A 24,066-nucleotide genomic window follows, 5' to 3' on the forward strand; every position below is an offset into this window, starting at 1 on the left:
CATGACGGGAATCATGCAGGGTAAGCGCGGCCTCATCATGGGCGTCGCAAACAACCATTCGATCGCCTGGGGGATTTCGAAGGCGCTTGCTGCACAGGGCGCAGAGCTGGCTTTCACCTTCCAGGGCGATGCACTCGGCAAGCGCGTCAAGCCGCTGGCGGCAGAAGTCGGCTCCGACTTCCTGCTCCCCTGCGATGTCGAGGATATCGCTTCGGTCGATACGGTCATCGACGCGATCAAGGAGCGCTGGGGCAAGCTCGATTTCGTCGTCCATGCCATCGGCTTTTCGGACAAGAACGAGCTGAAGGGCCTTTACGCTGATACGACGCGTGAAAACTTCAGCCGCACCATGGTCATCTCCTGTTTCTCCTTCACGGAAATTGCCAAGCGCTGTGCGTCGCTGATGGAAGACGGCGGCACCATGCTGACGCTGACTTATAACGGCTCCACGCGCGTCATCCCGAACTACAATGTCATGGGTGTTGCCAAGGCTGCTCTGGAAGCCTCTGTACGCTATCTCGCGGCCGACTACGGCCCGCGCGGCATTCGCGTCAACGCGATCTCGGCCGGCCCGATCCGCACGCTCGCCGGTGCGGGTATTTCGGATGCCCGCGCGATCCTCTCGTGGAACCAGCGCAATGCGCCGCTACGCAAAACGGTGACCATCGATCAGGTCGGCAGCTCCGCGCTCTACCTGCTGTCGGACCTTTCGACCGGCGTGACCGGCGAAATCCACTTCGTCGATGCCGGCTTTAACATTACGTCGATGCCGGCGCTGGAAACGTTGCGCAACGCAGACGTCGAATAAGCGACGAACACTTCAAAAGAAAAAGGCGGCCTATGGCCGCCTTTTTTGTTGCCCGTTGATTTTATTGTTCGCCTATTTCCGGGCCCACAGCACCTTGAAGCGGGCGTTGCGGCAGGTTTCGCCGCTATCCTTGAAGTGCTCCGCCAGAACCGGCTCATAGGGCAGGCCGCGATTGGCGACCAGCATCAGCCGACCGCCGCCGCGTAGCGAAGAGGCTGCGGTCTTGATCATCGCCTGGCCGAGCGAAGGTTCGGCAGCGTGGCCCTCATGGAAGGGCGGGTTCATGATGACGAGATCGTACTTGTCGCGCACCTGCTCGCCCGCCAGATCGTGCCAGAAGAAGCGCACAGGCGCGTCCGGGCAGTTCTCCGCCAGATTGGCCTTCGCAGCCTCCAGAGCCTCGTAGTTGGCCTCGTAGAGGTCAAGGCGGGCAATATTGGGGGATTTCTCTGCCAGTTCGACGGAGAGATAACCCCAGCCGGCGCCGAAATCGGCCACGTCACCGGTGAAATCGGTCGGAAGGCGCGAGGCGAGGAGCTGTGAACCGGCGTCGAGCCTATCATGCGAGAACATGCCGGGCGAGGCGATGAAGCGGCCTTCGACCCGCACCGGCGACTTGCCGAACTTCGAAACGATCTCGCTGACATTGGCCGGCCGGCCGAACCAGAAGGCGACGCCATGATATTTCGGCATGTGTTCGATATCGAGGCCGAAGCCTTCCATCCGCTTGCGCAGCGGCTGGATGCCGTCTTCCTTGCCACCGGCAATGACGATCAGGCCGCCGGCCTTCACACGCGAAAGGGCAGCGGCGATATTGGCCTCGTTCTCGCCCTTGTGCTTGGTGCAGAGCACCAGGCCCGCATCGTAGCCCTCACCTTCGATCTCTGGCTTCGCCTCGATGCGCTGGGCCAGGAGCTGCCTGTAGAGCGGCTTGAAGCCCTGTACGGCATCCAGAGCGGCGGCAAAACCCTCAGGAAGCGCAAAGCCCGCCTCGGCACCGAGGAAGAGCACACGCTGGCCTTCGCCTGGTGGCGTGACGGTTTCACTGGCAAAGGGATGGAAGAGGGTCTTCAGCGTCTCGCGGCTCATGGTCTGGTCCCGTCATCTGGAGCAATTCCAGGGAAAATGCACAGCCGTTCGTAGCTGTGCGAAGGTCGAATACAAAAAGGGCGCGGAAACAATTCCGCGCCCGGATATCAGCGTGGAAGACGCAGCTTATTCGGCTGCTTCGTCCTTCTTCTTGTCGCCCTTTTCGGCCGCCGGGATTTCCTGGCCGGTGGCCTGGTCGACAACCTTCATGGAGAGGCGAACCTTGCCGCGCTCGTCGAAGCCGAGCAGCTTGACCCAGACCTTGTCGCCTTCCTTGACGACGTCCTGGGTCTTCGCGACACGCTCGGAAGCAAGCTGCGAGATATGGACGAGGCCGTCACGGGCGCCGAAGAAGTTGACGAAGGCACCAAAGTCGGCGGTCTTGACAACAGTGCCTTCGTAGATCTGGCCAATTTCCGGCTCGGCGACGATCGAGTGGATCCACTTGCGGGCCGCTTCGATTTCCTTGCCCGAGGAGGAGGCGATCTTGACGGTGCCGTCGTCCTCGATGTTGATCTTGGCGCCGGTCTTTTCGACGATTTCGCGAATGACCTTGCCGCCGGAGCCGATGACTTCGCGGATCTTGTCGACCGGAATGTTCATGACTTCGATGCGCGGAGCGAATTCGCCGAGCTGGCCGCGGCTTTCGGTGATGGCCTTCGCCATTTCGCCGAGAATGTGGGCGCGACCACCCTGGGCCTGGCCAAGAGCGACCTTCATGATCTCTTCGGTAATACCGGCGATCTTGATGTCCATCTGCAGCGAGGTAATGCCGTCGGCAGTACCTGCCACCTTGAAGTCCATGTCGCCGAGATGATCTTCGTCACCGAGAATGTCGGAGAGGACGGCGAAGCGATCGCCTTCAAGGATCAGGCCCATGGCGATACCGGCAACCGGCTTGGCAAGCGGTACACCAGCATCCATCAGAGCGAGCGAGGTGCCGCAGACGGTGGCCATCGAGGACGAGCCGTTGGACTCGGTGATCTCGGAGACGACGCGCAGCGTGTAGGGGAACTGTTCGGCCGACGGCAGCATCGGGCGAATTGCGCGCCATGCGAGCTTGCCATGACCGATTTCACGACGGCCCGGGGAGCCCATGCGGCCGGTTTCGCCAACCGAGTAGGGAGGGAAGTTGTAATGGAGCAGGAAGCGCTCCTTGTACATGCCCGTCAGGGAATCGACATACTGTTCGTCTTCGCCGGTGCCGAGGGTGGCAACCACGATCGCCTGCGTTTCACCGCGGGTGAAGAGCGCCGAACCATGCGTGCGCGGCAGGAGGCCGACTTCCGATACGATCGGACGAACGGTTTCGAGGTCGCGACCGTCGATGCGGCTCTTGGTGTCGAGAATGTTCCAGCGGACGATCTTGGCCTGAAGATGCTTGAAGATCGCGCCGACCTCTTCGGCCGTGTAGCGGGCTTCGGCCTCTTCCGGGAGGAAGTGTGCCTTCACCTTCGCCTTGACGGCGTCGACGGCGGCGTAACGGTCGGCCTTCTGGGTGATCTTGTAGGCTTCGCGAAGTTCACCTTCGGCAAGGCCGAGCATTTCGGTTTCGAGAGCGGAATAGTCTTCCGGCTGGAAGTCACGCGGTTCCTTGGCGGCAACTTCGGCGAGCTTGATGATCGCGTCGAGAACCGGCTGGAAGCCCTTGTGGCCGAACATGACGGCGCCGAGCATGACGTCTTCCGGAAGCTCCTTGGCTTCGGATTCGACCATCAGGACGGCATCGTAGGTGCCGGCAACGACGAGGTCGAGGCTCGATTCATCCATCTCGTCGAGATGCGGGTTGAGAACGTATTCGCCATTGATGTAGCCGACGCGTGCGGCGCCGACCGGACCCATGAAGGGAACACCCGACAGTGTCAGGGCAGCCGAGGTCGCGACCATGGACAGGATATCGGGATTGTTTTCGAGGTCGTGCTGGATGACGGTGACGACGACCTGCGTGTCGTTCTTGTAGCCTTCCGGGAAGAGCGGGCGGATCGGGCGGTCGATCAGGCGGGAAACGAGGGTTTCGTTTTCGCTCGGGCGACCTTCGCGCTTGAAATAGCCGCCGGGGATCTTGCCGGCTGCGTAGGTCTTTTCTTGATAGTTGACCGTCAGCGGGAAGAAGTCCTGGCCGGGCTTCGGAGCCTTGGCGGAAACGACGGTCGCGAGAACGACGGTTTCGCCATAGGTAGCGAGAACGGCGCCGTCAGCCTGACGGGCGATCTTGCCGGTCTCGAGCTTGAGCGGGCGGCCTGCCCACTCGATTTCTACTTTATGTGTATCGAACATGTCTTGTCCTTCAATGCAGCCAGCGCGCCTTCTCCGTCAGGAGCAGCGCAGGGTCGACCGCAATCAGTGTGACGTATCACGGGCAAGACAACGGGAAGCTTCGAGTGGACGATTCCCCTTGGGAAATCGGGCCAAAGCTCTTGCGAAACTCTGGCCGAAAGCATCCGGCAATCCTGCCCCATGACAGGTCAACGGTTGGTCTGGCAGAACCGGCCCATCCGGGCCTGCCGTCTTTCCAGTCACGCAGATAGCGCGCACCTGGAAAATGTCACCGGGAGAGGTACTCCCGAAAAAACATTCGGCGGGCGAAGTGCTTCGCCCGCCGAAAAATCATTAGCGGCGGATACCCAGGCCGGTGATCAGCTTGGTGTAACGGCCTTCGTCCTTCTTCTTGAGGTAGTCAAGAAGCGAGCGGCGGCTGGAAACGAGCGTCAGCAGACCACGGCGGGAATGGTTATCCTTCTTGTGGTCCTTGAAGTGTTCGGTCAGGTTGTTGATGCGCTCGGTGAGGATCGCAACCTGGACTTCCGGGGAACCGGTATCGCCTTCGACGGTCGCGTATTCCTTGATCAGCGCAGCCTTGCGCTCAGCAGTGATCGACATCGGACAATCCTTTCTATGAGAGGAGTTAGAGTCGCCAAAAGCCGGGATGTCGTCCAGCCTTGGCCGCGAATGCAATCGGGGATACCCCAATGCTGGCGCTGCCTATAAACCAAATAAGCGGCAATGGAAAGAGGGATCCCCGCAGCGGTTTTTCAGCGCCCCGCCATGGCGTCCCGGATCATCGCATCATATCCCTCGGGATCCTGCAGCATGGCGAAATGGCTGGCATCCTTCAGGACGACGAGTTTTGCGCCTGGAATTTCCTTGGCCATCATTTCTGTATGGTCGAGCTTTACAGCCTCGTCATGGTCGCCGATGGCGAGCGTGACCGGCACGGTGATCTTTCCGAGATCCGCAGCCGTCCAGGTAGGCTGTGTCGCCCACATTTCCGAGATCTGTTTGACGAAGGCATCGTATTCCTTCGGCGTCGGCGACAGCTTCTGGTAATATTCGCCGGCGACATTGATATAGTCGGCGAAGGTCTTGTTGCTCATGACGTCGGACTTGACGCCGTCGGTCGTCACATTGGCCGCCTGGGCGACGACGCGCGTAAGCTTCTCCGAATGTTTCATCGCCATGTCGATGCCGATGATGCCGCCGTCCGACCATCCGACCAGGGTTACTTTGCCGATCTTCAGATAGTCGAGAAGGGCAACATAGTCCGATGTCATCAGATCGTAGCCGAAGGGCTGCTGGCTGCGTGTCGAGCGCCCATGTCCGCGGCTGTCGGCAACGATGACGCGATGATCCTTCGCGAAATCGGCTACCTGATGGCCCCAGACATCTGCATTTCCGAGTCCTCCATGGATGAACAGGATCGGGTCGCCCTCGCCGTATTCGGCGTAATACATCTTGATATCGTTGACTTCAGCCATGCCGCTCGCCTTCGGCTCCGGCATGGGAGGAAAGGCTGGCAGTTCGGCCCAGCGATCGTCGGATTGAGCGATCGTAACCGAAAGAAACAGCGAAAAGAACGTCAGCATTCCCAAAGCGATTTTGCGCATATTCTTCCCCTTCGACGGGCCGTCATGGCCCGTCGGGAAACATATCGCATCACTGTCTTCTGACAATTGCCGCTGGTTGTAACCGTCAGGCGAAAACGCGCTTCGGCCGGAACTCTCCCTGTCCGATCTCGCCGATCGCGATCAGCCTGCCGCGGGCCGTCGCATAAGCTTCGCTTTCGGCCACAGGCGCATCGCGGCCGCGTACCAGGATCGGATTGCCCATCTTCAGGCGGTGCGCCTGATCATCGCTGATAATAAGGTGCGGCAGGGCCGACAGTGCCTCGCAGGTGTCAATCAAGAGTGCATCGAGCGCGGCAAGACGCTCATCCATGTCTTCGATCTCTTCGAGCGCTGTGAGCTTTTCGAGCGGCACCATCGTCTCTTCGGCGAAGGGTGCTACGAAGGTACGGCGCAGGCCTGAAATGTGGCCGTAGCAGCCGAGCTCGCGGCCGAAATCGCGGGCAAGTGCACGCACATACGTGCCCTTGCCGCATTCCACCTCGAAATGCGCGGTATTGGCATCCGGGCAGGCGAGAAGTGTAAGGCGGTGAACCTCGACCTCGCGCGAGGGAATCTCGACGGCTTCGCCGTCACGCGCCAGATCGTAGGCGCGTTCGCCGGCGATTTTGATCGCGGAAAACTGCGGCGGCACCTGGCTGATCGTACCGATATATTTCGGCAGGATATCGCGGATCTGCTGCTCGCTCGGGCGCTTGTCGGAACTCTGCGTCACCTCACCCTCGAGGTCGTCGGTCGCCCGCTCTTCGCCCCAACTGACCGTGAATTCGTAGATCTTGCGGCCGTCCATCACATAGGGAACGGTCTTGGTGGCGTCGCCGAGCGCGATCGGCAGCATACCGGACGCGAGCGGATCGAGCGTGCCGGCATGGCCGCATTTCTGCGCCTTGAAGAGCCACTTGATCTTGGAAACGGCTTCCGTCGAGCCGAAATCCACCGGCTTGTCGAGGATCAGCCAGCCGGAAATCGGGCGGCCCTTGGGTTTACGTGGTTTGGACATCAGTCTCTTCTGTTATTCTTCGTCATTGTCGAGATCGCGGCTCACCTCGGGTGAGCGCAGCAGGTCGTCGATCTTCTTGTAATTGTCGAAGCTGGTATCATCGCGGAAACGCACCTCCGGCATGTACTTCATCTGTCTCAGCTGCGGTCCAAGCCGGCCGCGGATGAACTTCGCATTGCGGTTCAGCGCCTCGATGACGACACTGTGGTTGGAAACGCCGAGCGGCGTGACATAGGCCGTCGCGATCTTCAGGTCGGGCGACATCCGCACTTCGGAAATCGAGATTACGGTCGCTTCGATGATGTCGTCGCGCACTTCGCCGCGCTGCAGCACCTGGGTGATCGCTGCGCGAACCTGCTCGCCGACGCGCAGCATGCGCTGCGAGGGTGCCGATGTTGTGGGTCTTGTTGCCATTGTTCTTTATCCCAAATGGATCGGGCGCCGGACTGGATCATCCGGCGCCCGTTCAAGATTTCAATCGTCGCCCGATCAGAGCGTGCGCGTGATGTGCTCGACGCGGAAGCACTCGATGACGTCGCCCTTACGCATGTCTTCGTAGTTCTCGAAGGCCATGCCGCACTCCTGGCCCATCGGCACTTCGGAGACTTCGTCCTTGAAGCGCTTGAGGGTCTTGAGCTTGCCTTCGTGCACGACGACGTTGTCGCGGATGAGGCGCACGCCCGCGCCACGCTCGACCTTGCCTTCGACGACGCGGCAACCTGCGACCTTGCCGACCTTGGTAATGTTGAACACTTCCAGGATCTCAGCATTGCCGATGAAGGTCTCGCGACGCTCCGGCGAAAGCAGACCCGACATCGCTGCCTTCACGTCATCAACGAGGTCGTAGATGATGTTGTAGTAGCGGATCTCGATCCCCTCGCGCTCGGCGAACTGGCGTGCCTGCGCATTCGCACGAACGTTGAAGCCGATGATGGCAGCGTTCGATGCTTCTGCAAGCGAGATGTCGGATTCGGTGATGCCGCCTGCGCCCGAATGAACGATGCGGGCACGAACCTCGTCGGTGCCGAGCTTTTCCAGCGCGCCGGCAATGGCTTCGATCGAGCCTTGCACGTCGCCCTTGATCACCAGCGGGAATTCCTTGACGCCCGTGGCCTGGAGCTGCGTCATCATCTGTTCCAGCGAACCGCGCTGTCCCGACAGGCGGGCAGCCGCCTTGTCGCGGGCAAGACGCTGACGATATTCCGAGATTTCGCGGGCGCGGCTTTCACTCTCGACGACGGCAAACTTGTCGCCTGCCTGCGGCGTGCCGGAAAGACCGAGAACCTCGACCGGGGTCGCCGGGCTGGCTTCCTTCACATGGTCGCCCTTGTCCGTCACCAGGGCGCGTACGCGGCCCCAGACGTCGCCGGCAACGATGATCTGACCCGGACGCAGAGTGCCCTTCTGGACAAGTACCGTCGCAACCGCACCGCGACCGCGGTCGAGCTGGGCTTCGATAACCGTGCCTTCCGCCGTTCGGTTCGGATTGGCCTTGAGGTCGAGAATTTCAGCCTGCAGCAGGATCGCCTCGAGCAGCTTGTCGAGGTTCTTGCCGGTCTTGGCCGAAACTTCGACGTCGAGCACTTCACCGCCCATGGATTCCACGAAGACTTCGTGCTGCAGAAGCTGGTTACGAACCTTCTGCGGATCGGCTTCGTGCTTGTCGACCTTGTTGATCGCCACGATGATCGGAACACCGGCCGCCTTGGCATGGTTGATCGATTCGATCGTCTGCGGCATCACGCTGTCGTCAGCCGCGACCACCAGGATCGCGATGTCAGTAGCCTGCGCGCCGCGGGCGCGCATCGCCGTGAAGGCTGCGTGGCCGGGAGTATCAATGAAGGTGATCTTCTGGCCGTTCTGCTCTACCTGATAGGCGCCGATATGCTGCGTGATGCCACCGGCTTCGCCGGAGACCACGTTGGCATGGCGGATGGCGTCGAGCAGCGAGGTCTTGCCGTGGTCGACGTGGCCCATGATGGTGACGACAGGCGGGCGCGAAACCAGCTCGCCCTGGTCGTCTGACACGTTGAAGATACCGAGTTCGACGTCGGATTCAGAGACGCGTCTGACCGTATGGCCGAATTCACCGGCAATGAGTTCTGCGAGGTCGGCGTCGATGACGTCGCCCGGCTTCATCATCTGACCTTCCTTCATCAGGTACTTGATGACGTCAACGGCACGTTCAGACATGCGCTGCGATAGTTCCTGAATGGTGATGGTCTCAGGCAGAACGACTTCGCGGGTGATCTTCTCGCGCGTTTCCTGCATCTGGCTGCGGCGGAATTTTTCCTGCCGGCGGCGCATTGCCGAAAGCGAACGCCCGCGTGCGTTGCCGTCCTCATCGACGTTTGCAGTCGTGACGGTCAGCTTGCCGCGGCGGCGGTCTTCCTCACTCTTCGGACGGGTTGTCACGGGCTTTGCGGGCTCCGGACGAACCGGGCGGCCGCGGACCGGACCGCCGCGCGAAGCGCCGCGATCTTCCTCTTCGCCTTCGCTACGGCGACCACGGACGCCAGCCGGTGCACCAGGTGCCGGCCGGGCGGTTGAGGGCGACGTCGCGGGTTCCGTACGGCGAGCGGCCGGCGCGGATGCCGGTGCCGGCTGCTGCGGACGCGGAGTTTCAACACGTGCTTCCGCTACAGGAGCGGCGGGTGGTTCGGCCAGAGCTGCTGCCGCAGCCTCGGCCTGGCGTGCAGCCTCTTCGGCAGCGCGCAGCTTGGCTTCTTCCGCTGCGGCAGCCTGACGTGCCGCCTCTTCGACGGCACGGCGCTTTTCTTCCTCGGCACGACGGACGGCGTCCTGTGCGTCACGGGCCTGCGCATCGGCAAGCGCGCGGCGGCGGGCATCCATTTCCTCGGGCGAAAGATGGTTCAGAACCACGGGACGTGGGCGATCCTGCTGGCGCTGCGGCTGGTAGGATTGCTGCGGACGCTGGTTGGCCTGCTGTGAGCGCTGATTGTTCTGGCCGCCGGGCTGTTGAAGGCGCGGAGCCTGAGCCGGAGCCGGCTGCTGCGGGCGTGCCTGCACGGGCGCCGGCGCCGGTTCGGGCGCACGCACCGGAGCTGCCGGAGCAGGCGTTATCGGCTTTTCATCTTCAGGGCGCATCGGGCGCCGCTTGCGGGTCTCCACGACGACCGCCTTGGTGCGACCGCGACCCATATCCTGGCGAACGGTACCCTGGCTCATCCCTGATGGTTTCAAGGTGAGGGTCTTCTTCCCCGCTACGCTGAGTGTCTTGTCGTCGTTGCTGTCGGTCATTCGTTCCCGTTCCTTCGGACAGGGAACGATGAAGCCATCAGACCCTGTCAATCACATACAATCGATCAATGATATTGCGGCCGGCTTCCGCCGGTGACCGCATCATTGTTTTTGCTGGCCAGCGCCGCCCGGTGCCCGGGACTGACCGCCGTTACGGTACTGTTCGAGCATCTTTGCGCGCTTCACTACACCTTCACCCGCCTGCCCTGCAAGCACTGCAGCATGGATAAAAGCATTCTGGCCCATCACCCCTTCCATTTCGCCCTCCGAGAAGAGACGGAAGGAAGGTATTTCCTCCTCGGTTTCCATTCCGAGGTGCCAGGCCTTGCGGGCCTGGTCTATCTTTCTCACGCCGTCGGCGGCGGCATCCGTCGAATGAAACACCGCAAGCGCAGCTCCGCTGCGAATTGCGGCATCCACCTTGGCTGAGCCCGTGACGAGCTGGCCCGCCTTGCGCGCCATGTTCATCATCTGCAGGAGCTGCTGCAGAAACAGCCGCTCCACGCGCTCGCCGAGATCCTCGGCTGCCTTCACATCGGCCTTGAGTGCGCGGGCGAAGAGCTTCTTCGCCACCGCCTTCTCGACCAACGACCGGTCCACCTTCACCCAGCAGCCGCGTCCGGGCAGCTCGCGCTTGAGATCCGGCACCACCGTCCCGTCAGGGGCGGCCACGAAGCGGATCAGCTCTTCCGGCGATCCGCTTTCGCGTGTCACGATGCACATGCGGCCGTTCACGTCGTAACCTGCAAGATCGTCGTCCTCAGGAGATGTGTCCGGCTTCGCCGTCATTACGCTTCCTGCTCGGCTGCGTCGGTTTCGACAGCCTCAGCGTCCTTCGCCAGGTCTTCCTCGGTGATCCAGCCGGCGAGCAGGCGAGCCTGCACAACCATCTGTTCTGCTTCGACGCGGGAAATGTCGAACTTCGAGAACAGGCCCTCGAACTTCTTCGTCTCGCCGTTCTTGCGTTCGGTCCAGCCGACGAGATCGTCGGCCGCGCAGCCTGCGAAGTCCTCGATCGTCTTGATGCCGTCCTCGCCGAGCGCGACCATCATCTGTGCGGTCATGCCGGCGATCTGGCGCAACTCGTCGGAAACACCGAGTGCTTTGCGCTTCTCGTCCATCTCCGCCTCGAGCTTCTCGAGGAACTCGCGAGCGCGAGTCTGGATTTCCTGCGCGGTGTCTTCGTCAAAGCCGTCGATCGAAGAGATTTCGTCGAGATCGACATAAGCCAGTTCCTCGACGGCGGCGAAGCCTTCCGAAGCCAGGACCTGACCGACCATCTCGTCGACGTCGAGCGCATCCATGAAGAGGTTGGTACGCTCGTTGAATTCCTTCTGACGGCGCTCGGATTCTTCCGCTTCCGTCATGATGTCGATGTCCCAGCCCGTCAGCTGCGAGGCGAGACGGACGTTCTGCCCGCGGCGGCCGATGGCGAGCGAGAGCTGCTCGTCCGGCACGACCACTTCGATGCGCTCTGCATCTTCGTCGAGAACGACCTTGGCGACTTCAGCCGGCTGCAGGGCGTTGACGACGAAGGTCGCCGGGTCCTGCGACCAGGGAATGATGTCGATCTTCTCGCCCTGAAGCTCGCCGACGACGGCCTGAACGCGCGAACCGCGCATACCGACGCAGGCACCGACTGGATCGATCGAACTATCGTTCGAGATCACGGCGATCTTGGCGCGTGAGCCCGGATCGCGGGCAACCGACTTCACCTGAATGATGCCGTCGTAGATCTCAGGCACTTCCATGGTGAAGAGCTTCACCATGAACTGCGGATGCGTGCGCGACAGGAAGATCTGCGGGCCGCGCTGTTCGCGACGGACATCATATACGTATGCGCGGACGCGATCGCCATAGCGAACGTTCTCGCGCGGGATCATTTCGTCGCGGCGGATGATGCCTTCGCCACGGCCGAGGTCGACGATGACGTTGCCGTATTCGACGCGCTTGACCGTACCGTTGACGATTTCGCCGGTACGATCCTTGAATTCGTCGAACTGGCGGTCACGCTCGGCTTCGCGCACCTTCTGCACGATGACCTGCTTGGCCGACTGTGCGGCGATACGGCCGAAATCCATCGGCGGCAGCGGATCGGCAATGAAGTCGCCGATGGCGGCGTCGGGGTTGCGGTCGCGGGCCAGCTCCAGCGGGATCTGCGTCGAATAATCCTCGGCCTTCTCGACGACTTCGAGCAGGCGCTGCAGACGGATTTCACCGGTCTTCGGGTTGATGTCGGCGCGGATGTTGGATTCGGTACCGTAACGGGAACGCGCTGCCTTCTGGATGGCATCGGCCATCGCGGCAAGCACGATTTCGCGGTCGATGACCTTTTCGCGCGCCACTGCATCTGCGATCTGCAGAAGTTCGAGCCGGTTTGCACTGACTGCCATTGTTATGTTTCTCCGTCCTTGACTACCCGGGTTCCCGTCCCTGGAGCTTGCGTTGATCGGTTATTCTTCGTCGTCCGCTTCGTTCTGGTTCGCAGCCTGCGCCTTTGCCAGCTTGTCGGCGCGCAGTGCATCGCGGATCAGATCGTCGGTCAGAATGAGTTTGGCATCGCTGAGCGCGGTGAAGGGAATGACGACCTTCTGCTCCTCGCCATAGGCAATCTGATCACGTTCGATCGTGAACCCGTCGGCGTCCGCTTCGACGATCTTGCCGCGGAAGCGTTTGCGATTGCCGATCATGATCGACGTTTCGCACTTTACGAGGTGGCCCTGCCAGCGAACGAAATCCGACTTCCGCACCAGAGGGCGGTCGATGCCCGGCGAAGACACTTCGAGATGATACTCTTTATCGACCGGATCTTCCACATCGAGCACTGGAGAAATCGCCATCGAGACCTGCTCGCAATCCTCGACGGTCATCGTGCCATCGTTCTTCTCGGCCATGACCTGCATCGTCATGCCGTTCTGATTGAGCATCCGTACACGAATGAGACGGAAGCCGATGTCGACGATCACGGGTTCGATAATGTCGGCAAGACGCTGGTCAAGCCCGGTCTCGGTGATCAGCCGCGGCTCATGTTGATTGTCTGCGTTTGTCAGATCCGACAAGCGGTGCGCTCCCTGCGATTTCTGGCATTCGGGGTGATCGCGCTAATAAAAAAGAGCGGGTCCTTGCGGCCCACTCTTCATCGTACGATCAAGAATTTGAGTGCCATATAGTCCCGTTTTTCAGAAATTGCAAGGTCGGCGCGGATTCCGCCTCCTTGGCCCCTTGAGCATGCGCTAACCTATGGCGAGTGCTCATCTTCCGCATATATTGCTGTTGCGGCATTACGATAAAAGCGGGGGAAACGTGGCCTATACGTCTTCGACATTTGCGCCTTTGCGGCATGAAACCTACCGCACTATCTGGTTTGCGAGCCTCGCCTCGAATTTCGGCGGCCTGGTCCAGGCCGTCGGTGCCGCCTGGATGATGACGGTCATCACCTCGTCGGAGGATATGGTTGCGCTGGTGCAGACCTCGACGGCGCTGCCGATCATGTTGTTCTCACTGTTCTCTGGGGCTCTCGCCGACAATTATGATCGGCGCCGGATCATGCTCACGGCTCAATCCATGATGCTCGTGGTTTCGACCCTGCTGACGGCATGCGCCCTTCTCGGCTGGATTACGCCTCGACTGCTTCTCTTCTTCACGTTTCTCATCGGTTGCGGCACGGCGCTCAACAATCCATCCTGGCAGGCTTCGGTCGGCGACATGGTGCCGCGTGCCGATTTGCCAGACGCGGTCACGCTGAACAGCATGGGCTTCAACATTACCCGCAGCGTCGGTCCGGCGATCGGTGGTGCCATCGTGGCGGCTGCCGGTGCCGCTGCGGCTTTTGCGGTGAACGCGCTGAGCTATATTGCTCTCATCTATGCATTGCTTCGGTGGCGGCCGAGTACGCCTGCCTCGACACTGCCGCGCGAGACCCTCGGTAGCGCCATCTTTGCCGGCATGCGTTACGTCTCAATGTCGCCCAATCTCGAAAAGATCCTCCTGAGAGGACTGGTATTCGGCATTGGCGCAAGCTCCATTCAGGCGCTGCTGCCGGTCGTTGCGCTCGATCTCGTTTCTGGCGGACCACTGACCTACGGTTTCATGCTCGGCGCATTCGGCATCGGCGCGATTGGCGGCGCGGTGCTCAGCCCCAGGCTGCGCGTAATGTTCTCCAGCGAGACGATTATCCGCCTGGCGTTTTCAGGCTTTGCGCTCAGTGCCGTGATCGCAGCGCTCAGCTCAAGCGCCGCACTCACCTCTGCCGGACTTCTGATCGCCGGCGCCTGCTGGGTTTCGGCCCTTTCCCTCTTCAACACCATCGTTCAGCTATCGACGCCGCGCTGGGTGGTTGGCCGTTCCTTGTCGCTGTACCAGACCGTCACCTTCGGCGGTATTGCCGGCGGCAGCTGGCTCTGGGGCATTGTTGCCGACCAGTATGGTCTTTCGAATGCCCTGCTGATGTCGGCTGCCGTCCTGCTGCTTGGCGTCGTTATTGGCTTGCGCTTTTCCATGCCGGCTTTCGCTTCGCTCAATCTCGATCCGCTCAACCGCTTCACCGAGCCCGCTCTCGGGCTGGATATCACGCCGCGCAGCGGCCCGATCGTCATCCAGGTCGGCTACCAGATCGCCGACGAAGACCTGGCCGAGTTCATGACACTGATGGGAGAGCGCCGCCGCATCCGCATTCGCGACGGCGCTCGTAACTGGGCGCTTATGCGCGACCTTGAAAACCCCGGTCGCTGGACGGAAACCTATCACACGCCGACATGGGTCGAATATATCAGGCATAATCAGCGCCGCACGCAGGCCGATGCCGAAAATACCGACCGGCTTCGTGCGCTTCATCGGGGCGAGGGCCTGCCGCAAGTTCAGCGCATGATCGAACGCCAGGCCATCCCACCTGTCGATGACGTCTTTCACAAGGCGCCGATCGACCTGCATCACTGAGGTCAGCATGCCGGTCTTCCGAAGCGCACGACAATCCGATCTTGCCGTCATCGTCAGGCTACTTGCCGATGACGATCTCGGCAGCACGCGTGAGGTCGTCTCGGATCCTGTCGATATGCGCTATCTCGCGGCCTTCGACGCGATAGAGGCTGATCCCAACCAATTGCTTGCCGTCGCGACCGACGAGACCGGCTCCGTTGTCGGCTGTCTGCAGCTGAGCTTTCTTCCCGGCCTTTCACGAACGGGCATGTGGCGGGGCCAGATCGAAAGCGTGCGCATCGCCAGGGGTCATCGCGGCTCCGGGCTCGGTTCGCAATTCATCGAATGGGCGATCGCGCGCTGCAGCGAGCGCGGGTGCGGTCTCGTGCAGCTCACATCCGACAAGGCACGGCTAGAGTCGATCCGTTTCTATGAAAAGCTCGGCTTTGTTGCGAGCCATGAAGGACTGAAGCGCAACCTCTGACAGGGCATGAGCCTCAGCTGTTACTTCAGCTTGCCCTTCATCGATGCCTCCGGAAAGCAGGTCGGCTTCATGCCGTTCTTTTCCTGCCACTGACCGATCGAGCGGCGTGTCTTGTAGCCGGGCAGGCCATCGGAGCCGCCGACATCGTAGCCCTGCCGCTCCAGCGCGCGCTGCATGGCGGCAACGTCCGAGCGCAGCATCTTGCCAACGTCGCCCCATTGTCCCTGGAAGGCACCGGAGCCGAAGGCGATGCGGTCGGCCAGATTGCCGATATAGAGCGCATAGAGGTCGGAGTTATTATACTCCTTGATGATGTAGAAATTCGGCGTGACGATGAATTCCGGCCCGTCGCGCCCGGCCGGCACCAGCATCATACCCTGCGCTTTCAACTCGCCGGATGGAAAGCCCTTGCCGGAAATGCGGTCGATGCCGAGCGACGCCCAATGGGAGAGCGGCTTGGCAAGATCGGGCCCTTCCTGCGCGCAGGAGATGGCTTGGGGGATTGTCACTTCGAACCCCCAGTCGCGATCGCGCTGCCAGCCCTTCTTCACGAGGAAATTGGCAATCGAGGCGAGCGTATCTGGGACCGAGGTCCAGATATTGCGATGCCCATCGCCGTCGAAATCGACGGCATATTTAAGGTAGCTCGTCGGCATGAACTGCGGTTGCCCGAGTGCGCCCGCCGACGAACCCTTGAAATCTGCAGGGGTAACATCGCCGCCGTCGAGAATATGCAGCGCCGCGATCAGTTCCATGCGGAACATGTCCTTGCGGGTCGACATGAAGGCCTTGGTCGCCAGTACCTCGACGGCGGAATTCGGGATCTTCGCCGCACCGAAGCCGGTTTCGCGTCCCCAGATTGCCAGCACGATCGAACCCGGCACGCCATAGGTCTTTTCAATGCGGCTGAGCGTAGAGGCATATTGCGAGGCAAAGCTGCGTCCGGTCACCGCAAGCCGTTTCAGCCGGTCCTCATTGAAATAGGGGCCGGGAGAGGAAAACTCGGCCTGGGTTTGCTTCTGTTCCTTCGGCGGCGGAAAGCCGGGAGGCGCAAGATCGGTCAGGGTCCAATCCAGCTCGACACCGGAAAAGGCGGCGCGGAAAGTCTTTTCCGATATGCCGTTCTTCTTTGCGTCAGGCCAGAGATCGGCCTGCACCCATTTATCAAATTGCGCTTCGACATCGGCTTTCGAAGGCGCGGCATTGGTGGAGACTGAAAGCGCCAGCAATGCGGCGCCGGTCAAAACAAGCCGGCCAAAGAAACGCATATTCGCATATCCCCCTAAATTGCCGTGCGCGCTCGAAGCGCCGCCGAAAGCGTGCCCTCGTCGAGATAATCGAGTTCACCTCCCACGGGTACGCCATGCGCCAGCCGCGTGATCTTCACGTTGAGATCCGCAAGCTGATCGGTGATGTAATGCGCCGTCGTCTGCCCCTCGACGGTCGCATTGACGGCGATGATGATTTCCTTGATGCCGCCTTCTCCGACGCGATTGATCAGTCCGCGTATATTGAGATCGTCAGGCCCGACACCGTCGAGTGGCGAGAGCGTGCCACCGAGCACATGATAGGCGGCATTCAGCGCGCCGGCGCGCTCCAGCGCCCAGAGGTCTGAAACATCCTCGACGACGATGATGACGGACTGGTCGCGCTGTGCATCGGTGCAGACCGTGCAAGGATCGACGGTATCGACATTGCCGCAGCGCGAGCAGATCTTCACCTTGTCATAGGCTTCGCCCATCGCATGCGAGAGAGGACCGAGAAGCTGGTCCTTCTTCTTGATGAGATGGAGTGCCGCTCGCCGCGCCGAGCGCGGCCCGAGGCCCGGCACTTTCGCCAGAAGCTGGATCAGTTTTTCAATTTCGGGACCAGTGACTCGCTTTGCCATGCGCCGTTCTTAGCTGATATGGAACGAAAACGGAATCGCCGAAGGATTAGCTGACCGATGAAAATCCTCGCAGTCTGCAAGGGCGCAGCTGAACGCTTGCCCGGCAAGAGTTACAAGACCGGTATTTTCAAACATGCCGTCAGCGGCGGCATCATGATCGATGCCGAAGGTCTCGTTGGCGATGCCATCTGCAACAGAAAACATCATGGCGGCGTCGATCAGGCTGTCTATCTGGAAGGTTCTCTGAGTCTCGACTGGTGGGCGAACGAACTCGGCTATCCCGTCGAACCTGGCACTTTCGGCGAAAACCTCGTCATCGAAGGACTGGATAACCGTGACGTCACGGTCGGCGACCGCTTTATTGTCAGTGAACTGATCCTTGAAGTGACGTCCTGCCGCATTCCCTGCGCTACTTTCGCAGCAAGGATGAACGATCCGAAATTCGTCAAGCGCTATACCAAGGCGGCACGTCCCGGCATCTATTGCCGCGTCATATCAAATGGGATCGTGGAAGCCGGAATGCAGGTCGAGTACAAGCCATTTCCGGGCGCCCCAGTCACGATGCCGGAAATGATGGAAACCTTCGGACGCCGGCTTTCAGCCGCAGACCGCGAGCGCTATCTGGCAGCGCCCGTTCATTACAAGCTGCGAGCCGCGCTGGAAGCGCAGCAATAGTTCAGCGCATAGCGATGGTGACCGCAGCCCCTGCCATCGTTCCCGCACTCACCCGGTTGGCGATCCGCACGGCACGTCGGCTCTTCAGGAAACCGCGCGCCTTTGCGGCAAGGAACATCCAGCTGAAATCGACGATAGCCAGAACGACGAACAGCGTGACGACGAGTTCGACCCAGCCGGCAAGCGATACCGAGGGAATGTCGATGATCGACGGCAGAAGGGCCACGTAGAACATCATGATCTTCGGGTTGCCGAGCGCAATCGCCAGGCCGGTGAAAAACATCCGGCCGCGCGAACGTTCCTGCGGCAATTCTTCTTCCTCGACATCAGCTTTGGCAAACCACATCCGCCAGGCGAGATAAAGAAGATAGAGCACGCCGAGCCATTTGATGACGACGAAGACGTGGTAGAAGCTTTCGGCGATCGCCGAAAGGCCGGCGATGGCACAGGTCAGCCAGATCGCATCCCCGGCCCACATGCCGAACAGGAAAGGCAGCACATCGCGCGCGCCTTTCGAAATGACCCGGGCAACGAGCGCCGCAACGCTCGGTCCGGGTGTGCCGGCGGCAATGAAAAGAGCGCCGGCGAAAACCAGCAGCGTCGTCAAGGTCATCATCTTCCGTCTCCTCTTCCGGGGCCAGTTACTACCGGACCAGTCGACGAAATCAGAACGGCAGCTTGAAACCGGGCGGGATCGGCAGGCCGGCCGTCAGCGCCTTGGTCTTTTCGGCGGCGATGGCTTCCGCCTTGTCCTTGGCGTCCTTGTGGGCGGCAACGATCAGGTCTTCGAGGATTTCGACATCGTCTTCCTTGAAGAGGGAAGGGTCGATCTTCAGGCTCTTGAGCTCGCCCTTGCCGGAGATGATGACGGTGACGAGCCCGCCGCCGGCCTTGCCTTCGGCAGTCAGCTCGGCGATCTCAGCCTGCATCTGCTCCATCTTGGCCTGCATTTCCTTGACTTTGCCCATCATGCCCATGATGTCGCGCATCGTCTTCTCCTTCTTGAAACTAGAATTCTATGTCGTCGCCGGGCAGGATATCGCCCTCTTCGGATTCGGCTGCGGCAGGTGGTTTGACCTCCTCCGCCTCTTCCTCCGGCGTCGGCGCCCGCACGCGTACGTCGATGATCTTGGCGCCTGGAAACTGGGCCAGGATCGCTGCTACGTCTGGATCCTGGCGGGCATCGCTGACGCGCTGCTCCTGCGCCTTGGTTTCCGCCTCCACCATCGTCGGTCCGCCTTCTTCGCGGCTGGTGCTGACGATCCAATGGATGCCGGTCCATTCCTTGAGCTTGACGGCAAGCTCGTTGAGCAACGTGCCTGGAGCTCCCTCGGTGAGGTTCACATCCAGCCGGCCGGGCTCGATCCGCACTGGCCGTACGAAGTTGCGCACCAGCGCCTTCAGTTTGACGTCGCGCCTTTCGGCAGCGAGATCGACGATGTCGCTGATCGAATTGACCCGCACGACCGGCTTCGGCGCTTCTGCCGGCTTCGTCTCGACGCGGCCGACGCTCTGCGGTTCGGGATTAGGCACGGCCCGCAGCATGGCGGTCGGCCCCGAGGGCTGAGGCCGCGGCGCAGGCTCCGGAGCCCGTGCCGTTACGTTCGTCTGGTAGGGAACGCGCGTGCCGCCGCCATTGCCCGAAGGCGCAGGTGAGGACGGACGTGGCGCACCATTTTCAGTGGAAAATTCGGCGAGCCGGCGTGCTGCATCTTCGGGGGCGGGCAGATGCGCTGCATGCGCAAGCCGGATAAGCACCATCTCGGCAGCACCCGCCGTGCGCGACGAGTTTTCCGCCTCCGGAATGCCCTTCAGCAGCATCTGCCAGATGCGCGAAAGCGTGGTAACCGCCACACCCTGGGCGAATTCCGCCGCCTTGGTGCGCTCGACTTCGCTGAGCGAGGGGTCGTTTGCGGCATCAGGCACATATTTCAGCCGCGTGACCAGATGCGTGAAATCGGCGAGATCCGTCAGCACCACGACCGGGTTCGCGCCGGCCTCGTACTGGCTCTGGAATTCATTGAGCGCGTTTGCGACGTCGCCGCGCACGATATGCTGGAAGAGATCGACGATGCGGGCGCGGTCCGCAAGGCCGAGCATGCCGCGCACGGCTTCCGCCTGCACAACGCCGCCGCCATGGGCAATTGCCTGGTCCATCAGCGACAGGCCGTCGCGGGCAGAGCCTTCCGCGGCGCGTGCGATCATCGCCAGCGCATCCGGTTCCGCCTCGATGCCTTCCTTGGCAGCGATCGTCGAAAACAGGCCGACGAGATCGGAAGCGCTGATGCGGCGCAGGTCGAAGCGCTGGCAGCGCGAGAGAACGGTGATCGGAACCTTGCGGATTTCCGTCGTCGCGAAGATGAATTTCACATGCTCCGGCGGCTCTTCGAGCGTCTTCAACAATCCGTTGAAGGCTGCCGTCGAGAGCATGTGCACTTCGTCGATGATATAGACCTTGAAGCGGGCCGAGACCGGCCGGTAGCGCACCTGCTCGATGATCTCTCGGATGTCGTCGATGCCGGTATGCGAGGCGGCGTCCATCTCGATCACGTCGACATGGCGACCTTCCATGATCGCCTGGCAATGTTCGCCGGGCACGCGAAGGTCGATCGTCGGCTTGTCGATGTCGGCCGTCTTGTAGTTCAGAGCGCGGGCCAGAATGCGCGCTGTCGTCGTCTTGCCCACCCCGCGAACACCGGTCAGCATGTAGGCCTGCGCGATGCGGCCTGTTTCAAAGGCGTTGGTGAGCGTGCGGACCATCGGCTCCTGGCCGACCATCAGGTCCGTGAAATCCTTGGGGCGGTATTTGCGTGCCAGCACCCGGTATCCGGTGCCCGTCGAGGCGGCATCTTGTGATTGTCGCTCGGTGTCGCTCATCGCCCTGCTTGTGCCCGGAAAGCCGGGCTTCTTGGAAGAGAAGGTGGGAGGCTGGCACGATGACCCGTGCCGGGGCTCGTTAGGGCTGCTTCCTTCCGGACCTGACCCGGTTGGCGAGTGGCTCGTCCACCACCAACCTCCCGGATGCACATATCGGCAAAATCCTCATCAAAAGCAAGCCAAGCTCCAAAAAAACTGCTAGTCCATTGGAAAACATGAGGAGAATGCCTTTGAGCGATTTCGCGCTCGACCCCAGGCTCGAAAACGACAGCACCAGCATCATGGTGGCTGGCCTGTGCGACATCAGGTTATCGAAGGACGCTCGCTGGCCCTGGCTGATCCTGGTGCCGCGCCGGGCGGATATTACAGAGATCTTCGAACTGACGCCGCTTGATCAGGTGCTGCTGACCTTCGAGATCGAACTCGTCTCCGCAGCACTCAAAAAGGTTACGGGTGCCACGAAAATCAATGTCGGGGCTCTTGGCAATATCGTCCGCCAGCTTCATGTTCATGTTATTGCGCGTTCCGAAGGTGATGCGAATTGGCCGGGTCCCGTCTGGGGTTTCGGTAAGGCCGAACCCTACGAGGATGCGACAAGAGACGAATTCATAGCAAAGCTGCGGGAAGCCCTTTCATCATGAGTCATTCGCTTTTCGATTCGGATGTGCCGCATCCGGAACCCAGCAATCTCACCGCCTTTGCCGCCAACGACCTGAACCGTGACAGCGAACATCGCGATGAAGGCTCGGTCGAAAAGGCGCTTGCCCGCGATGGCACGCATATTTTCGCCTTCGCCAAGGACAAGCTGGTTCTCAAGCACGATGGCCAGGTGCTCGATCCGCTCTTTGCCCGCTATGAGTTGCAGGAGCTCAAACCGAATTGGGATGAAATCGTACTGCTCGGCTATCGCAAAACCGGCGAGCCACGCCTTGCAGTGCCCGTCGGCATTGATGTCGAGGATATGGCGAGCCAGTACAAGCCGGTCGACGGACGCTCGCTCTTCCGTGACGAGCTTGTCGACGAGATGCTGCTCGGCGAGTTCTCCCAGGCAGCAAGCCTCATTCGCTGGAATGGCGACAACCAGTTTTGCGGTCGTTGCGGCTCGGTCATGGAAATCCGTATCGGCGGCTACAAGCGGGTCTGCACCGCCTGCGAGCACATGATCTTCCCGCGGACCGATCCCGTCGTCATCATGCTCACGATCGATGAAGAGCGCGATCTCTGCCTCCTCGGTCGCAGCCCGCATTTTGCGCCGGGCATGTATTCCTGTCTGGCGGGCTTCCTGGAGCCCGGCGAGACGATCGAAAATGCCGTCCGCCGCGAGACACTGGAAGAATCCGGCATCAGGACCGGCCGCATCCGGTATCATGCCTCTCAGCCGTGGCCGATGCCACATTCGCTGATGATCGGCTGTTATGCCGAGGCAAAGTCGCGTGATATCCATCGCGATGAGACCGAACTCGAGGATTGCCGGTGGTTCACTCGCGAGGAAACCATCGAAATGCTGGAGCGTCCTGGCGTCAACGGCAAGGCGTCGCCGCCGAAGGGCGCGATTGCCCATCGACTTATGCGCGATTGGGTCGAGTGGAAACGGTGAGTAGCGGCGGTGCGCACGGATGATCGTCACCTCTGCATGAGGATATAATCATGGTCGCCCGCTCCGAACGGCTGCTGACCCTGCTTCAGACGCTCCGGCGCTATCGGCGGCCGGTTACCGGCATCGTGTTGGCAGAGGAAACGGGCGTCAGCCTGCGCACGCTCTACCGCGATATTGCGAGCCTTCAGGCGCAGGGCGCCATGATCGAGGGCGAGGCCGGCATAGGTTACGTGCTGAAGCCCGGCTTCATGCTGCCGCCGATGATGTTTTCCGAAGAGGAGCTGGAAGCCCTGGTGCTCGGCTCCCGCTGGGTGGCGCGCGCAGCCGAGCCGCGCCTGGCCAATGCCGGCGCCGATGCGCTTGCAAAGATCGCCGCCGTGCTGCCGCCCGACATGCGCGATATGGTCGATTCGGCCACACTTTTTGTCGGCCGCAAACGGCAGGATGAGGACAAGGCGGATGTTTCGGCCATCCGCAAGGCGATCCGCCTGGAGCGTATTCTTGAACTGCATTATGGCGACGAACAGGGTCGTGTCTCCCGTCGCCGTGTCTGGCCGTTCGCGCTCGGCTACTTCGAGCATGTGCGCATCATCATGGCATGGTGCGAACTGCGCAACGATTTCCGTCATTTCCGCACCGATCGCATCATCGATATGACGATCCACGACACGCGTTATCCGCGTCGCCGCACCGTTCTCCTGAAAGAGTGGCGGGATACGCAGGATACTCCCATCGAGCACTAACGCTACTGCCATAAACTGTCAGCAGGCAGCGCTATTATCAGTACCAGTCCAGCAGGAAGGAGTACTGATCATGGGAATGCCTCAAGTCGTTCAATATGCCGGCCGTCGTACTTCCGTCGAAGCCGGAAAAACCCTCCGTTCACGCCTCGTGAGCCTGTTCGCCGACAGGTTCACCGTAGCATCGTCACGCCGTCCCCGCCTTGATCTCGAGATGTTGCCGCAATGGCGCAAGCGCGATCTCGGCTTTGCGGACGGACAGGACTGGCGCGTCGGCGACGACCTCTTCCGTTAAGGTCGCACGTCGGCTTCATCGAATTTCCTCCCGGTGACGAAGCGGCGCTGTCTATAGCGCTGCATTCGGAAAGCTGCTGCCATTTTATGGCAGCAGCTTTCGGCCGGGCACTGTTCAACCCTGTGGAGAACTGAAATGGCCAGCCCCAATCTTATTATCCTCTATGTCAAGGACCCCGCTGAAAGCGCAGCTTTCTATCGCAATATCCTGAGCCGGGAGCCGGCGGTGGAGGCCCCCAACTTCGTCGCCTTCCCGCTCGACGGCGGCTTCACTCTCGGCCTCTGGCGCCGGAGCAAGGTCGAGCCGCAACCCTCTGCCATCGGCAATCGTGGCGAGGTCGCCTTCATGGTTGACGGTGAGAATGCTGTCGCCAGGCATTACGAAGACTGGCGCAGCCGTGGCCTGCCGGTCGCCCAGGAATTGACCGAACTCGACTTCGGCCCGACTTTCGTCGTGCTGGACCCGGATGGCCATCGCTTGCGTGTTTGTGAGCCGGATAAATAGATGCAATTTAAGCCTCTCTGACGACCCGACAG

At 61.0% G+C, this 24,066-nt stretch carries 24 protein-coding genes and 1 other RNA gene; 9 read left to right on the forward strand and 16 right to left on the reverse strand.

What is annotated here, in order from left to right:
- Position 1: 1 nt before the first annotated feature.
- Entirely contained in the window at positions 2 to 808 is an 807-nt protein-coding gene (fabI, locus tag LVY75_10050) for an enoyl-ACP reductase FabI (GenBank protein XAZ23591.1), read from the forward strand.
- Between the two features lie 72 nt (positions 809 to 880).
- Here fabI and LVY75_10055 read toward each other — a convergent pair whose 3' ends face one another.
- From LVY75_10055 to rimP, 10 genes are all read right to left on the reverse strand, one after another.
- Entirely contained in the window at positions 881 to 1,897 is a 1,017-nt protein-coding gene (locus tag LVY75_10055; GenBank protein ID XAZ23592.1) for a class I SAM-dependent methyltransferase, read from the reverse strand.
- A 126-nt stretch (positions 1,898 to 2,023) separates the two neighbouring features.
- On the reverse strand, positions 2,024 to 4,174 hold the full coding sequence (gene pnp, locus LVY75_10060) for a polyribonucleotide nucleotidyltransferase (GenBank protein ID XAZ23593.1): 2,151 nt from the start codon (positions 4,172 to 4,174) through the stop codon (positions 2,024 to 2,026).
- 333 nt (positions 4,175 to 4,507) lie between these two features.
- Entirely contained in the window at positions 4,508 to 4,777 is a 270-nt protein-coding gene (gene rpsO / locus LVY75_10065) for a 30S ribosomal protein S15 (GenBank protein ID XAZ23594.1), read from the reverse strand.
- Between the two features lie 152 nt (positions 4,778 to 4,929).
- Positions 4,930 to 5,781: an alpha/beta hydrolase gene (locus tag LVY75_10070; protein ID XAZ23595.1), complete on the reverse strand. Its 852-nt coding sequence runs from the start codon at positions 5,779 to 5,781 to the stop codon at positions 4,930 to 4,932.
- An 85-nt stretch (positions 5,782 to 5,866) separates the two neighbouring features.
- Positions 5,867 to 6,799: a tRNA pseudouridine(55) synthase TruB gene (truB, locus tag LVY75_10075; protein XAZ23596.1), complete on the reverse strand. Its 933-nt coding sequence runs from the start codon at positions 6,797 to 6,799 to the stop codon at positions 5,867 to 5,869.
- A 12-nt stretch (positions 6,800 to 6,811) separates the two neighbouring features.
- On the reverse strand, positions 6,812 to 7,213 hold the full coding sequence (gene rbfA / locus LVY75_10080) for a 30S ribosome-binding factor RbfA (GenBank protein ID XAZ23597.1): 402 nt from the start codon (positions 7,211 to 7,213) through the stop codon (positions 6,812 to 6,814).
- Positions 7,214 to 7,288: 75 nt separating this feature from the next.
- Positions 7,289 to 10,060, reverse strand: a complete 2,772-nt coding sequence (gene infB / locus LVY75_10085; GenBank protein XAZ23598.1) for a translation initiation factor IF-2 — start codon at positions 10,058 to 10,060, stop codon at positions 7,289 to 7,291.
- A gap of 102 nt (positions 10,061 to 10,162) precedes the next feature.
- Positions 10,163 to 10,849: an RNA-binding protein gene (locus LVY75_10090; GenBank protein XAZ23599.1), complete on the reverse strand. Its 687-nt coding sequence runs from the start codon at positions 10,847 to 10,849 to the stop codon at positions 10,163 to 10,165.
- Positions 10,849 to 12,453 carry a transcription termination factor NusA gene (nusA, locus tag LVY75_10095; GenBank protein ID XAZ23600.1) on the reverse strand — a complete coding sequence of 535 codons (1,605 nt, stop codon included), beginning with the start codon at positions 12,451 to 12,453 and terminating at the stop codon, positions 10,849 to 10,851. The genes LVY75_10090 and nusA overlap by 1 nt, the downstream gene beginning before the upstream one ends.
- A gap of 60 nt (positions 12,454 to 12,513) precedes the next feature.
- Positions 12,514 to 13,119 carry a ribosome maturation factor RimP gene (gene rimP / locus LVY75_10100; protein XAZ23601.1) on the reverse strand — a complete coding sequence of 202 codons (606 nt, stop codon included), beginning with the start codon at positions 13,117 to 13,119 and terminating at the stop codon, positions 12,514 to 12,516.
- Positions 13,120 to 13,363: 244 nt separating this feature from the next.
- Between rimP and LVY75_10105 the strand changes: the two genes are divergently transcribed.
- Complete coding sequence (locus LVY75_10105; GenBank protein ID XAZ23602.1) at positions 13,364 to 14,995, forward strand: MFS transporter; 1,632 nt, start codon at positions 13,364 to 13,366, stop codon at positions 14,993 to 14,995.
- 7 nt (positions 14,996 to 15,002) lie between these two features.
- On the forward strand, positions 15,003 to 15,458 hold the full coding sequence (locus LVY75_10110) for a GNAT family N-acetyltransferase (GenBank protein XAZ23603.1): 456 nt from the start codon (positions 15,003 to 15,005) through the stop codon (positions 15,456 to 15,458).
- A gap of 20 nt (positions 15,459 to 15,478) precedes the next feature.
- Here the strand turns inward: LVY75_10110 and LVY75_10115 are convergent, their stop codons facing one another.
- Together LVY75_10115 and recR are read right to left on the reverse strand one after the other, a co-directional pair.
- Positions 15,479 to 16,726 carry a lytic murein transglycosylase gene (locus LVY75_10115; GenBank protein ID XAZ23604.1) on the reverse strand — a complete coding sequence of 416 codons (1,248 nt, stop codon included), beginning with the start codon at positions 16,724 to 16,726 and terminating at the stop codon, positions 15,479 to 15,481.
- Positions 16,727 to 16,740: 14 nt separating this feature from the next.
- Complete coding sequence (gene recR / locus LVY75_10120) at positions 16,741 to 17,346, reverse strand: recombination mediator RecR (GenBank protein XAZ23605.1); 606 nt, start codon at positions 17,344 to 17,346, stop codon at positions 16,741 to 16,743.
- A gap of 57 nt (positions 17,347 to 17,403) precedes the next feature.
- On the opposite strand from recR, the gene LVY75_10125 reads away from it, so the two are divergent.
- Positions 17,404 to 18,021, forward strand: a complete 618-nt coding sequence (locus LVY75_10125) for an MOSC domain-containing protein (GenBank protein ID XAZ23606.1) — start codon at positions 17,404 to 17,406, stop codon at positions 18,019 to 18,021.
- Position 18,022: 1 nt separating this feature from the next.
- Here the strand turns inward: LVY75_10125 and LVY75_10130 are convergent, their stop codons facing one another.
- From LVY75_10130 to ffs, 4 genes are all read right to left on the reverse strand, one after another.
- Positions 18,023 to 18,634, reverse strand: a complete 612-nt coding sequence (locus LVY75_10130) for a LysE family translocator (protein ID XAZ25885.1) — start codon at positions 18,632 to 18,634, stop codon at positions 18,023 to 18,025.
- Positions 18,635 to 18,686: 52 nt separating this feature from the next.
- Positions 18,687 to 19,010, reverse strand: coding sequence for a YbaB/EbfC family nucleoid-associated protein (locus LVY75_10135; protein ID XAZ23607.1), 324 nt, complete (start codon positions 19,008 to 19,010; stop codon positions 18,687 to 18,689).
- 19 nt (positions 19,011 to 19,029) lie between these two features.
- Positions 19,030 to 20,898 (reverse strand): DNA polymerase III subunit gamma/tau, encoded by a 1,869-nt coding sequence (locus LVY75_10140; protein XAZ23608.1) that lies wholly within the window; start codon positions 20,896 to 20,898, stop codon positions 19,030 to 19,032.
- Between the two features lie 43 nt (positions 20,899 to 20,941).
- An RNA gene (gene ffs / locus LVY75_10145) (signal recognition particle sRNA small type) lies at positions 20,942 to 21,039 on the reverse strand.
- 89 nt (positions 21,040 to 21,128) lie between these two features.
- Between ffs and LVY75_10150 the strand changes: the two genes are divergently transcribed.
- From LVY75_10150 to LVY75_10170, 5 genes are all read left to right on the forward strand, one after another.
- Positions 21,129 to 21,539, forward strand: coding sequence for an HIT family protein (locus LVY75_10150; protein XAZ23609.1), 411 nt, complete (start codon positions 21,129 to 21,131; stop codon positions 21,537 to 21,539).
- Positions 21,536 to 22,495, forward strand: a complete 960-nt coding sequence (gene nudC, locus LVY75_10155; GenBank protein XAZ23610.1) for an NAD(+) diphosphatase — start codon at positions 21,536 to 21,538, stop codon at positions 22,493 to 22,495. Before LVY75_10150 ends, nudC begins: the two co-directional genes overlap by 4 nt.
- A 47-nt stretch (positions 22,496 to 22,542) precedes the next feature.
- On the forward strand, positions 22,543 to 23,238 hold the full coding sequence (locus tag LVY75_10160) for a YafY family transcriptional regulator (GenBank protein XAZ25680.1): 696 nt from the start codon (positions 22,543 to 22,545) through the stop codon (positions 23,236 to 23,238).
- A 70-nt stretch (positions 23,239 to 23,308) separates the two neighbouring features.
- Positions 23,309 to 23,530 carry a hypothetical protein gene (locus tag LVY75_10165; GenBank protein XAZ23611.1) on the forward strand — a complete coding sequence of 74 codons (222 nt, stop codon included), beginning with the start codon at positions 23,309 to 23,311 and terminating at the stop codon, positions 23,528 to 23,530.
- Between the two features lie 135 nt (positions 23,531 to 23,665).
- A complete protein-coding gene (locus tag LVY75_10170; protein ID XAZ23612.1) occupies positions 23,666 to 24,034 on the forward strand; it encodes a VOC family protein in 369 nt (122 codons plus the stop codon).
- Positions 24,035 to 24,066: the final 32 nt, after the last annotated feature.

Origin of the sequence: Sinorhizobium sp. B11, from assembly GCA_039725955.1 — a bacterium.
Classification (GTDB): domain Bacteria; phylum Pseudomonadota; class Alphaproteobacteria; order Rhizobiales; family Rhizobiaceae; genus Rhizobium.